This window comes from Pseudomonas sp. K2I15, assembly GCF_002204795.1.
Taxonomy (GTDB): domain Bacteria; phylum Pseudomonadota; class Gammaproteobacteria; order Pseudomonadales; family Pseudomonadaceae; genus Aquipseudomonas.
Window position 1 is genome coordinate 19523 of the sequence record NZ_NIXO01000018.1, and the last position, 12300, is coordinate 31822.

12 protein-coding genes are annotated in these 12300 nt (G+C 61.8%); 3 read left to right on the forward strand and 9 right to left on the reverse strand.

Annotation, left to right across the window (positions count from 1 at the left end):
* Positions 1-8: 8 nt before the first annotated feature.
* Positions 9-920 carry a DMT family transporter gene (locus CEC48_RS13160; RefSeq protein WP_088424143.1) on the reverse strand — a complete coding sequence of 304 codons (912 nt, stop codon included), beginning with the start codon at positions 918-920 and terminating at the stop codon, positions 9-11.
* Positions 921-1057: 137 nt separating this feature from the next.
* On the opposite strand from CEC48_RS13160, the gene CEC48_RS13165 reads away from it, so the two are divergent.
* Entirely contained in the window at positions 1058-1933 is an 876-nt protein-coding gene (locus CEC48_RS13165) for a helix-turn-helix domain-containing protein (protein ID WP_088424144.1), read from the forward strand.
* A 53-nt stretch (positions 1934-1986) separates the two neighbouring features.
* On the opposite strand, the gene dacB is transcribed toward CEC48_RS13165, so the two are convergent.
* From dacB to CEC48_RS13205, 8 genes are all read right to left on the reverse strand, one after another.
* Positions 1987-3447 carry a D-alanyl-D-alanine carboxypeptidase/D-alanyl-D-alanine-endopeptidase gene (gene dacB / locus CEC48_RS13170; protein WP_088424145.1) on the reverse strand — a complete coding sequence of 487 codons (1461 nt, stop codon included), beginning with the start codon at positions 3445-3447 and terminating at the stop codon, positions 1987-1989.
* Between the two features lie 54 nt (positions 3448-3501).
* Positions 3502-4539 carry a hypothetical protein gene (locus tag CEC48_RS13175; RefSeq protein WP_088424146.1) on the reverse strand — a complete coding sequence of 346 codons (1038 nt, stop codon included), beginning with the start codon at positions 4537-4539 and terminating at the stop codon, positions 3502-3504.
* Positions 4539-6965 (reverse strand): TonB-dependent receptor, encoded by a 2427-nt coding sequence (locus CEC48_RS13180; protein WP_088424147.1) that lies wholly within the window; start codon positions 6963-6965, stop codon positions 4539-4541. Before CEC48_RS13180 ends, CEC48_RS13175 begins: the two co-directional genes overlap by 1 nt.
* Positions 6966-7075: 110 nt before the next feature.
* Entirely contained in the window at positions 7076-8011 is a 936-nt protein-coding gene (locus tag CEC48_RS13185) for a glutathione S-transferase family protein (RefSeq protein ID WP_088424148.1), read from the reverse strand.
* Positions 8012-8086: 75 nt separating this feature from the next.
* The gene (locus tag CEC48_RS13190) at positions 8087-8362 is read right to left on the reverse strand and encodes a GIY-YIG nuclease family protein (RefSeq protein ID WP_088424149.1); all 276 of its coding nucleotides are present in this window, start codon (positions 8360-8362) and stop codon (positions 8087-8089) included.
* 36 nt (positions 8363-8398) lie between these two features.
* Positions 8399-8869 carry a nuclear transport factor 2 family protein gene (locus CEC48_RS13195; RefSeq protein ID WP_088424150.1) on the reverse strand — a complete coding sequence of 157 codons (471 nt, stop codon included), beginning with the start codon at positions 8867-8869 and terminating at the stop codon, positions 8399-8401.
* A 98-nt stretch (positions 8870-8967) separates the two neighbouring features.
* A complete protein-coding gene (locus CEC48_RS13200) occupies positions 8968-9603 on the reverse strand; it encodes a response regulator transcription factor (protein ID WP_088424151.1) in 636 nt (211 codons plus the stop codon).
* Between the two features lie 198 nt (positions 9604-9801).
* Positions 9802-10620, reverse strand: a complete 819-nt coding sequence (locus tag CEC48_RS13205) for a response regulator (protein WP_088424152.1) — start codon at positions 10618-10620, stop codon at positions 9802-9804.
* Positions 10621-11008: 388 nt separating this feature from the next.
* Here CEC48_RS13205 and CEC48_RS13210 point away from each other — a divergent pair, with 388 nt between their 5' ends.
* Both CEC48_RS13210 and CEC48_RS13215 read left to right on the forward strand, forming a co-directional pair.
* Positions 11009-11629 (forward strand): DUF1120 domain-containing protein, encoded by a 621-nt coding sequence (locus tag CEC48_RS13210; protein WP_088424153.1) that lies wholly within the window; start codon positions 11009-11011, stop codon positions 11627-11629.
* Between the two features lie 36 nt (positions 11630-11665).
* The gene (locus CEC48_RS13215; protein WP_088424154.1) at positions 11666-12289 is read left to right on the forward strand and encodes a DUF1120 domain-containing protein; all 624 of its coding nucleotides are present in this window, start codon (positions 11666-11668) and stop codon (positions 12287-12289) included.
* The last annotated feature ends 11 nt before the right edge of the window (positions 12290-12300 follow it).

Consider the following 12300-nt stretch of genomic DNA (forward strand, 5'->3'; position numbering starts at 1 on the left):
TTCCCACACTAGACCTGCTTCGCCTTGTAGACAGGATTGATTGGCGCGCCAGCCTTGGGTTTGCGAAACACCAACACATTCCCCAGCATCACCAGCACCAACCCCGCCAACGCCGGCGCCGTCCACTGATAGCCCTCGGCAAATGCCGAGACGTTCAGCGCCACCACCGGGAACAGCACGGTGCAATACGCCGCCCGCTCCGGCCCCATGCGGCCGACCAGCGTCAGGTAGGCGGTAAAACCAATCACCGAACCCGGGATCACCAGGTACAGCAACGAACCGATATAGCGGCTGTTCCACTCCATGTCGAACGGAATGCCCTGCACCGCGCAGTACATCGCCAACATCGAGGCACCATAGGCCATGCCCCAGGCATTGGTGGTCAGCGGCTTGAGGCCGGCCTTCTGTTGCAGGCTCGAGAGTATGTTGCCCGCCGAGAAACACATAGTGCCAAGCAACGCCAGGCCCAGACCGAGCAAGGTTTGCGGGCTGGCGGTGTGCCCCACCAGCTCCGGCCAGAACAACAGCCCCAGGCCGAGCAAGCCGAGACCGCCGCCCATCAACACATTGCGTGCAACCCTCTGACCGAAGAACACCCGCGCGTTCAGCGCGTTCCACAAGGTGGCCGTCGAGAACACCACCGCCACCAGGCCGCTGGGGATCCATTGGCTGGCAGTCAGGAAGCACATGAAGTTGACGCAAAACAGGCACAAACCCTGGGCCAGGCAGATCAAATGCCCGCGCCGGTTCATCACCTGCAGCTTGCGGCTGAGCAGCAGCATCACAAACAGCACCAGCGCCGCGAGGCCGAAGCGATAGACGATGGACACCGGAATAGCCACCACCCCCAGCTGCCACTTGAGAGCAATCCACGTGGTGCCCCAGATCAGTACGGTGAGTAAATACAGGAAAAGGTTCATGGCGGGCTCCGAGGGTTGAGCCACAGTGTCGCCCCGGGTGGCGGCAGGCCGCTTGCAGATTCTTGCGCTTTTGTCGGCTGCCGGGCTCACAGCCACCGCCGCTGGGAGTAGGATGCAAGCCGTCAGAGAGTACGAATATGCCGCCACTGGAAACCCTGCAAGTCTTTCAATCCCTCAACCGTTCGCCCAACGCTCGCCTTGAGCTGTGCGCCGAGCTCGGTGACGGCTTGTCTGCAGCCTTGTGGAGCAACCATCACGACGCCCAGGATTACGAAGCCCCCGACCACCACACGTTGTCCTGCTACATCGGCGGTGGCACCGGCACCTTTCGCCGTGACCAGCCCGGTACCAAGGGCGGCCCGGACAAGCTGTGCATCCTGCCGGCTGACCACCAGTCCGCCTGGGTGATCAATGGCGAGATCCGTCTGGCCCATGTGTATTTCAGCCCGGAACAATTCGCCCTCGGCTGCGTGACGCTGCTGGACCGCGAGCCGCGGGAGTTGCTGTTGCGTGAGAGCACGTTCCTGGACGATGCCCAGCAGGCCCGGCGTTTTCACCAGTTGATCAGCCTGAACTGGAAAGAGCCCGGCGAACGCTTGTTGACCAGCAGCCTGGCCCACGAAATGCTCAGCCATACCTTGCTCAGCCAGGTGGGGATGCGTGAGGGTTTGCGCTTGAAGGGCGGACTCGCTGCCCACCAGCGCCGGCAATTGGTGGAGTACATCGACCAGCAACTGGCCGAGCCGGTCACCCTGGGGCAACTGGCGGGGTTGTGTGCGTTGTCGGAGTACCACTTTGCGCGGATGTTTCGCGAGAGCTTTGGCCTGCCGCCCCACCAGTACCTGCTGGCGCGGCGACTGGCGCGCGCCCGGGAGCTGTTGCGTGGCGGGTCGTTGCCGCTGGGTGAGATTGCGCTGGCGTGCGGGTTTTCCAGTGCCAGCCACTTTACCAACCGGTTCCGCCAGGCGATGGGCGCGACGCCTGGGGAATACCGGCAGGCATTTCTGCCCTGAAATACAATCTACCCAGCCACACAGGCCCGCTCCCACATTTTGATCTTCGGTGCTCAATAGGCCGTGCTGTTGGCCAGCACCGTGGCCAGGCGGTTTTCCAATGCCTTGACCCGCGCACCTTCGACCACGTAGTTATTGGTCACCATCGAAAACACCAGCTTGCGCCCCTTGGCATCGGTGACATAACCGGTCAACGACGACACGCCGCTCATGGAGCCGGTCTTGCCGTGCAGGTTGTTTTGCGCCGCCGTGCCCCGCAGGCGGTAGCGCAGGCTGCCGCCCACCATGCGTTCCGGATTACCGGCAACCGGCAACGCGTTGTACCAGGCGTTGAACCAAGGCTGTTTGCTTGCGGCCAGCAGCAGGTCCGTCAGGTTCTGCGACGACACCAGGTTACGCCGGGACAACCCCGAACCGTCGACCTGATTCAACGTGCCCGCATCAATCCCCTGGCGCTTCAAAAACCCCGCCACTGCCGCTACACCGGCAGGCGCGGTACCGGCATTCGCCGTCTTGCGCCCCATGGTCTTGAGCAATGCTTCAGACATGTTGTTGTTGGAAAGCTTGAGCAATGGCGTGATCAACTCCTGCAACGGCGCCGACTCATGCATCGCCAGCACCGTTGCGGTGGTCGGCGTCGCACCGCCTATAACACGACGCCCTTGCACCGTAATCCCCTGCTGCACCAACGCCTGCTCGAACAGATTGGCCACCAGTTGCGTCGGCTCCCAAACGCTGACCCATTGCCGGCTCTGCTTGCCCGGCGCCAACGCGCCACTGAGGCGCAACAGGTTGGTGCCGTGCTGGCGATTGATCCCATAGCTGTTGCCCGCGCCGCTGACGGCACGGTTGCTGATCTGTACGTAGTCGGTCGCCGGGCTGATCTCCACCGTCACCGGGCGCCCCGCCACCATCGGCGCCTTGGCCGTGACCATCAGGGAGCCCGCATCAAAGTCGTCATTGGGCGACACCGTCAGCGCCGAAATCTGCGCGCCGTAGTAGGTGCTTTCATCGTCCTGGGACCAGTCGGTGCCCAGCCGCTCGGCGTCGAAAAAGGTGTCGTCGAACACCAGATCGCCCTGCACCTGCTTGATGCCCTGCTGCGCCAGGCTGGCCGCCAACGCCTGGTAATCCGCCCACTGGACCGTCGGGTCGCCCAGGCCGCGCAGGTAGAGGTTGCCGTTAAGCTGCGGGCCCTGTCGGGTGCCAGTGCTCAACACCTGCGTGGCAAAACGGTACTGCGGCCCCAGCACATCCATCGCCGCCGCAGTGGTCAGCAGCTTGAGGCTGGAGGCCGGGGTCAGCCGCGTGTGCGGGTTGTGTTGGTAGAGCGTGCTGCCACTGCGGGCATCGCGCACCATCACCGACACGCTGGCACCGTGCAGGGCCGGGTCGGCCAGCAGTTGGTCGAGGGTGTCGCTGGTGGAAGTGTTCGGCGCCGTGGCGCAGCCGCCCAGCAACAAGCTCAAGCCCAGCAGCAGCCCGCTGGCGTGTGTCCATCGTCCCAACCGCATAAACCTGGTATTCCTTGAATTTCGAGAGTGCGCAGCTTGTGGAATTCCTCCCGGTCAATCAAGGCCCAGGGTGGTTACGGAAAATGTATTGGCGTGAAACAGCGGGTCTGGCTTGGGCTCGGCCTTGCTCGGCGCCGGTTGGGTAAAGTCCATGGCCGGCAGGAATACCCGCTGGCTCGCCGGGTCGAACGCCATGTTGTAAGCCGTCGGCAACGTGCTGATGCTGGCGCGCACAGCGTAGTGATCGGCATCCAGTTGATCCACCAGCGTCAGGTTGGCGTCGACGCCACTGGGGATCAGCAAGCGTCGATGCTGCTGGTCGTAGGCCAGGGCGTTGACGTCGCGGGTGATGGGCAGCGTCGCCTTCACTTCACCGGTTTCCCGGTCGGCGACGATCAACACTGGCGCCTCACCGCGGCACGCCACGAACAGTCGCTGGCGTGCTACGTCCTGGGCCAGGGCGCTGGGTTTGGGGCAATCGGCGAACTGCCAGGTGTCGAGTAGCGCAAAGGTGCTCGCCGAGTAACGGGCGACCTTGCCTTCATCGCGCATCGGCAGGAAGAAGCTGCCATCGCCCTTGACCAGCAACGGGTCGATTTTCTTCACCGCCAGCTCATGGGCGCCGGTGATCCGCTCCTGCTTCGGGTCAAATTCAAACAGCGTCGAACGATCCGCCCGACGCCCGCTGACGATAATCACCTTGCCGGTCGAGGGCTCGTACACCGCGCTGTTGAGGTTGCTTTGCGCCACCGGGATGCACTTCAGGGGCTTGAGTGTGGATAACTGCACCACACTCAAACTGCCGTCTGTGTTGAGCACGAATACCCGGTCCACCTCGGGCACGAACACCACACCATTGGCGCCTTCGGACTGCGCCACGGTCTTGACCAGGCGCTGGCGTTTCACATCAAACACGCCGAGGCCGTTTTCCCGGCGCGCCACGAACAGATAAGGCCGGGTCGGGTCCAGCCCGACAAAGCCCCAGCTGTGGGCGGAACCGGGCAGCGTCACCCGGTGTTCGCGATGATAGGTTGAGTCATCGGCCCAAGACGCTCCGCTGATCAACAGTGCTGCCAGTAGCCAATGCTTCATCAGAACTCCAGGGTGCTGGAGACGGACACCTGACGTGCGTCGCCGATGGAGACGAAGTATTTGCTGACTGCCGAGGTGTAGTAGGTTTTATCGAAGATGTTCTTCACGTTGAGCTGGAACTTGACCTTCTGCCCTTCGATCTTGGTGTCGTAAGTGGCGAACGCGTCAGCCACGGTGTAACCCGGAAGGTCGAAAGTATTGCCCGCATCGCCGGCGCGCTGCCCGACATACCGCGCCCCGCTGCCGACCCGCAGCCGGTCACCACCGATGATGCTGCCGAAGTCATACACCGCTGACAGCGAGCCGGTGTTCTTCGCGACGTTCTGCAGGTCATTGCCTTTGTACTTGGTGTCTTCGATCACCACCGCGTCCGTATAGGCATAGCTTGCGATCACGCTCCACTGGTCGGTCAACTGACCGCTGACGTCCAGTTCGAGCCCACGGGAACGCACCTTGCCAGCGACGCTGTAAACCGAGGTTGCACCATCACCGACCTGAACCAGCACGTTGCGTTTGTCGATATTGAACAGCGCCGCACTCGCCGTAATGCGTCCAGGCAAATCGAGCTTGGCGCCCAACTCCCAGGCCTTCGATTGCTCGGGCTCAAGACTGCCATCCAGCACCATCTTGTTGGCCAGTGGAGCAATGGTCGAGTTGGGTTTGAACGACTCGGTGTAGCTGCCATAGAACGACAGCTCATCGGTGTAGCGATACACCAGGCCCGCACGCGGCACCCATTTCTGGCCGTTGCCGTCGGTATTGGCCGTGAACGGCACACCCTTGCCGGCGTATTGGTCGTACATCTGATAGCGCGCACCGCCCACCAGAATCCACTGGTCGGTCAGGTGAATGGCGTCCTGGAAGAACAACGAGTCGCTGCGCAGCAGGTCGGTCTGGTTACTGTCGGCCGCGCTGACGGTGGTGCCCGCCACTTCCCCGCCGTACACCGGATCGTTGTAGTTGAACGTACCGCGACTTGCCTGGCGGATCAGGTCGGCACGGTAGATCTTGCGGTACTCGTCATCCAGGCCGAAGGTCAGGTCGTGCTGCATGCCGGCGACGTTCACCTTACCTTCAAGGCTCGCGGTGGCGAAGCGATCGGTGGTCAGCGCGCCCTTGGTGCCGTCCATGCTGCGGGTCACGGTGCCGTTGGCGCTGACTGCGGAGACGCGCACCTGGCTGGCATCGTAGGTCTCGCGGTTCCAGCTGTAGCCGAAGTGGGCTTTCCAATCGTCGTTCAGGTCATGGTCGGCTTCGAAGCGGTACAGGTCCGAACGGCCCTCCATGTTGTTGAACGGTTCGTCCAGGCGGCGAGTGGCCGGGATATCCAACGGATGGTTTGTGGTGGGGCTGATCGCAGTCCCCCGGTCGAACGGCGAGAGAAACTCCCGATGCTCATAGGCAAACAACAGCTTGGTGCTCTCGCCATACCAGGCCAGCGACGGCGCGATCAGGCTCTCGCGGTGAGTGCCGAAGTTGCGCCAGTAATCTTCGTCTTCATGGTCAACGATCAGGCGATACGCCAACCCGCTGTCACCGATGGGCCCGGTGGTGTCGAGGTTGCCGCCGCTGCCGTTCTTGCCGTCACCAAAGGTCGAACCGCGCACGGTCAGCGAGGTGGACTGGATCAGCTCGGGTTTCTTGCTGACCACGTTGACCACGCCGCCCGGGTCCTGGATGCCGTACAGCAACGACGACGGGCCCTTGAGCACTTCGACGCGCTCGGCGGTGGCGTTCAGCGCCCGGCCCTGCACCAGCGGCATGCCGTCCTGCATGATCGAACCGTTACGGTTATCGCCGAAGCCGCGCAACATCACCGCATCCTGGGTGCTGCCCAAGGTGTTGGCCTGGGTGATGCCGCTGATGTTGGTCAGGGCATCGTCGAGGTTGCGCGGCTGTTGATCGCGCATCACCTGGGCCGGCACCACGTTGACGGTTTGTGGGGTTTCCAGCAGCAAGCCGTGGGAGCGCATCACCGAACTGGTGGGCGGCGGCTGGTAGCTGGTGGTATCCGAGGCCTGGTCGGCACCGTTGATGGTGGTGGCACCGAGGTTCAGCGCACCGTCGGTCGGCAGCGGTTCCAGGGCCAGGGTGCGGGCGTCGATCTGGCGGAAGGTGAAGCCGGAATTGCCCAGCAGACGCTGCATGGCCTGGCTCGCGCTCATTTGCCCGGTGATGGCCGGGGCCTTGATCGCGTAGGGCGCTTCGTCGGTGTAGACCACGCTGATGCCGGTCACCCGGGTGAAGTCGCTCAAGGCCTGCGGCAGCGGCTTGGCAGCCAGGGCAAAGTTGAACTGCGTACTCTGTTGCTCCGCCTGCGACGCCTGCGCCACGCCCAGAGGCAGCAGCGCCAGCCCCGAAACTGCCAATACCGAGGCTCCCAGCCACTGTTTAACCGAACCCGCCGACGTTGCCCTGGACTTCATGCTTGAGAACCCGTGTGTAAAAAGCGCTGTTAATGCGAATTAATCGCAGTTTCAAGCACTACACGGATGGCCGACAGGTTTACCTCACACTGATTTGAAAATAATTTCAGTCACGCCGGTTGGATCCGAAATCCGAAGCGTGGAAAGTGCACATGCACGGTGCCGCCGCGTTCGTCGGTGCGGCGCAGAATCAGCTCTTCACTGCCGGTAAACAGCAGTTCCCCGGCCACCGGGTCGACACCATAATCGGTCGCCGAGAGGGTCACCTGCTGGCCGGCCTTGAAGCCGTTCGGGTCGACGAACAACTCTTCAGGCAAGGCCGCCGGTGCCGCGTTGCGGGCCACTTCCAGCGCCTGTTCCGAACTCATTTCGCTGGAGGTGCCATGGCCAAAACCAAACACCCGGCCCAGCCAGGCCGAAACGGCCGGATAGGCGTCCACCAGCGGCGCGGTCACTGGTGTGGCCTTGAGGAACCACAGTGGATGGGCCAGGGAGAAGTCGGCAATCGACGGCTCGCCAAACAGGAAGTCCCCCGACTCGCGCTGCAACTGTTGCTCCAGCCGCGCCATGATCGCCGGCCATTGGTGGCGCGCCAGATCCGCCGGGATGCGTGTCGCCGAACCGCCGCTGAACAAGGCGGTACGGTCGGCGATAAACGCCTTGATCGCTTCCGGCGCCAACTTGGCAAAACGCACTGCCACCGACTCCGGCTGGAACACCAGGCTGACCGCATGGGCAAACACCACGGAGTCGGCCCAGGCGGCGAAGGTGCGGGTGATTGCTTCCTGGCCGAGCGGGAACAGTGCCGGTGAGGATTTTTCCTGCTCAAGGCGCCGGGCAATCAAGGCGGTGTCGCAATAGATGTCGGCGCCCACCTGCAACACGGGCGTCTTGCGATAGCCGCCGGTGAGCGCGGTGAGGTCGGGCTTGGGCATCACCGGCGAGATGTGCACCGAACGCCAGGACAAGCCCTTGAAGCCCAGCAGCAGGCGAGCCTTTTCCGCAAATGGGGATGTCGGGTAATGGTGCAGAATTAACTCGGACATGCTGGACTCCGCTAAACAAGTAGATGCTCAGCTTAGCGCGGCAAACCGCCGATTGGTGTGATGGGAGCCCATCAGTCAGAGTGATGGGCCAATGGCGGCCAGGCATTCCTTGGCGCTTTTCTTCAGCTTCTTGATCAGCCGTTCCTGGCGCAGCGCCTCGCCCTTGCTCGCACACACTTCGGTATACACCAGCGCCACGGCCGGGCTTGAGAGAAAAAACCGTGCGCCCTTGCCGCTCTGGTGGGAGGCAAAACGGCGCACCGGGTCATTGCTGATGCCGCAATAGAGCGAGCCATTGGCGGCACGCACCAGGTACACAAACCAGGGCTTGGCTTCAGAAGGAGTCGTCACGGATCAATTCGGCAAACCAAAGGAGCGCCAATCTTATCAACGACTGGCCTGGAACGCCTTCAGCCCTTTCAAGGCCTGGGCGCGCACGGCATTTTTCACCAGCGGTGTCCAGCCCAGCAACAGCCCTTTGGTGCCCAACGCCTGGCGTGACCAGCGCCACAGGTCGAAGTGGTCGTGGTGCTCGCAGATCTTGCCGTCGCGAAACACAAACCGCGCCTGGATATCGTTGACCACGGTATTACCGGTGGCGCTGAACAGGTAGGTCGCCACCCAATGGGCGCTGCCGGTGATTTCGTCGCTGCGCACACTGTCGAAGGTCAGGGAAAAGTCCTTGGCGCGGGTGGTGAGCATGCGCCACATGTCGCCAGCATCACGCCCGCGCAACTCGCCGAACGCCGGGTCGCTGAACACTACGTCGTCGGTGTAGCAGGCGCTCATGGCCTCGGCGTCCAGGCGCTGGAAGGCGCTGTAGAACTCGGTGATCACAGCGTTATGGGCGTCGCTCATGGGCAGGTTCCGCAAAAGGGTTGGATGGCCGGTACGATAATGCCCACAGCCCAGGAACACTACTGGCATTAATGCCAGGAATACCTGATCCCAAACCGTCAGGGCACCATGCCGCTGCTGCGAGCATAGGCGAACAAATCCACATCGGTTGAGATACACAGCCGGTTCATGGCCGTGCTTTTCTGCTTGCTGATGGTGGAAATGCTGCGATTGACCCGTGCAGCGATCTGGCTGACGGTCATGCCGCTGGCCAGCATCCGTACCACTTCCCGCTCCTTGCCGGACAACTGCGCAGGTTGCGACTGGTCGCCCGTGCCGGCCTGCACCAGCTGGGTGCGCAGGCATTCACTGACAAAGGTCTTGCCCTCGCACACCTCCCTGATGGCGGTGGGCAACTCCTTGGCCGACGCGCTCTTGGCAATGATCGCCTGGGCACCTTGGGCGAAAGACGCACGCAACGTAGCGATATTGGCAAACATCGTGACCAGGATCACCGGCAGCTGCGGGTATTGGCGTCGCAACAGGCTCAGCAAGCCGTAGCCGTCCGCCTGCTGGTCACCGGGCATGGCAAAGTCCGTCACCAGCACATCGCAGGGCGTGACGCTGAGTATTCTGAGCAGCTCGTCGGGACCGTTGGCCTCACCGACTACCTTGCACTTGCCGTTGGCCTCGATCACCACCCGTTGCCCGATACGAACAATGGGATGATCATCAGCAATAATTACGCGAAGCATTGGAAAACCACGAAAGATGGCAAATTGATCTTAAAAAATACCGCTGTCCGTCCCGAGCAACAACTGCATGAAACCGAGTGATTTCCACCCAAGCCCCGTGTCTTTTAGAGAAGACCTTTTGCCTACAAAATAAAAGGAAATGCCTTACAAAACAAAGCCACGCATCAGGGTAATACACCCTACAAAACAGGCTCGATGTCATAAATCTGTCAAATAGCGCAGGTACACCTTCAAGTCCTGCTCGAACTGTTGCAGCGCTCGCCAATTCAGCCGAATACCGTGATCGCGCACCTGTTCGATCAAGTGCCCGGCCCGCGCATCCAGGCCTGTGCCACCGAGAAACGCCAAGCCGCCGACAAGGCGGTGCAGGCACTCGATCATGGCGTGCCGGTTGAGCACACGGCAGGCGTGGACCAGGCCCGCATAATCGGCCTCGGTTTCGTGCCGCAAACTGTGCAGCATCCGGTTCACCACCTGTTCATCACCGAACGTCTTGATCAACTCGGCCCGGGTTGGCCACGACAACGAGGGGAGGCAGGTGCCCGGACCGTGCAGCACACTCGACGGCTGCGGCAACCACCGCTCAAGCAGGTGGCGCAGTTGCTCGATGGACAACGGTTTGGGCAACCAGTCGTCCATGCCGGCTTCGAGGCAACGCCGTGCATCGTCCGGGCCGAGCTTGCCGGTCAGGGCAATGATCGGGACACGCAGGCGGCCATCGGCAGACTCACGGCGTCGTATCTCCCGAGTCATGCTGTAACCGTCCATCACCGGCATTCGACAGTCACTGATCACCAGGTCAAATGGCCTGGCTGACATGGCGCTCAAGGCGGACTGCCCGTCACCGGCCAACTCGTAACCCAGCCCGAATTTCTGCAAAAACCAGCCCATCAAGGCGCGGTAGGCCTGATGGTCTTCAACAACCAAAACGCTTAAATGCTGCCAGTGAGCGGGAGGTGCGCGCCACGGCACCGTTTGCTGCCTCGGGCCGTCGCCAGCCAGAACGCTTGGCCTCATGACCACCTCGATATTGACGCTTCAAATGACGGGCACTCGCTGCGCGGGTTTTTCAGGCCGGCGCACGTCACCCATTACCCAAAGAAGCTATCCATGCGAATGGCGTCGTGACGATACAAGAACTACGAAAGCGAGCTTTTCCTACACCCCCAAACCTCTATTCCGACCTGACCAAAAGCATCTCAAACGGCCCAATGAATTGTCGTAATTGTTGTATTTCCCCATCTCGACCCCGGCGCTAAATTGCGCCCCACCCCGCTAGAGGGTCTTGGCCTGCCACCCGCGGCAGCCCTGAAAACACCTGCCCATGCGCAACCCTTTAACCGTCGAGGGGCAAGCGTTGCCATGGCACGTACTTATCCGCCGCACTTGCACTGGAACCCCTGAAATGAACAAGTCCCTGGCATTTTTGAGCGCCGCCCTGCTGCTCGCCACTCCGTCCCTCGCTTCGGCCGCCAGTACCGTCGACCTGACGGTCAAGGGCCTGATCACCCCCAATGCCTGCACACCTGCGGTGGCCAGCGGCGGTTTGGTCGATCACGGGAAAATCGCCTCCAAAGACCTCGTACAGAACAACCCGACGTCGCTGCCCCAAGTCACGCTGCAGTTCACGATCGGCTGTGAGGGCCCGACCTCTTTCGCCATCCGGCCCATTGATAACCGCAGCGGAACCTCCATCGGCAGTACCGACTTTGGCTTGGGCCTGATCAATGACAGCCAGAAGCTGGGACGCTTTTACCTGACGCCGAGAAATATTCTGGCCGACTCGGTGAGTGCCCAACCCATCGCCTCCAGCGACGGCGGCAACTCCTGGTACGCAGAGCGCAACTGGGAACTGGGAACCCTGTGGGGCGTGGGCGCAATGGACAATGACTCAGTGCTGATCTCGATGCAGAACCTGGCGATGGAATTTGAAGTCGGCAGCCAGATCGCCCGAGCCGACGGCCTTGACCTGAGTAACGAGGTGACCATCGACGGCTCCGCCACCCTGGAAGTGATTTACCTCTAACGCTACTCCCCATCCACCTCAAACAAGGTACTAACGATGCATCTCTCCCGCGCGATCCCCTTGGCCGCCTTACTGATCAGCACATCGTCGATGACCTTCGCCGCCAGCACCGTGGAGTTGGTCGTCAAGGGCTTGATCATCCCCACGGCTTGCGAACCGGTGATGTCCGGTGGAGGGAGCATCGATCACGGCAAACTGGCGGCGAAAGACCTCAACGTCGACACCCACACTGACCTGCCGGTGATGCCGATCCAACTGAGTGTGCGCTGTGATGGGCCCACCCTGTTTGCCTTGAACATGATTGATAACCGCGCCGGCTCATCGTCGCAGCATGAAGTCCTGCAAGGCCTGGGCATGACCCCTAACAACGAAAAACTCGGCAGCGTGGCGTTCGGCCTCAGCAACGCCGTGGCTGATTCGGGACCGGTCGCCACCATCATGTCGACCAATGGCGGCGCCAGTTGGTATGCCGGTTCTTACCTGGGGCATGCCGCGCTGACCGCGTTCGCTTCAACAAGCGACACCAGCCGCCCGATTGCCCTGACCGATGTGGATGCCCGCATCAACGTATACGCCATGATTGCCCGCGCCGACGGGCTGACCCTGACCAGCGAAGTGCCCATCGACGGTCACGTAACGTTGCAAGTGAAGTACCTCTAACCCGTTTTATA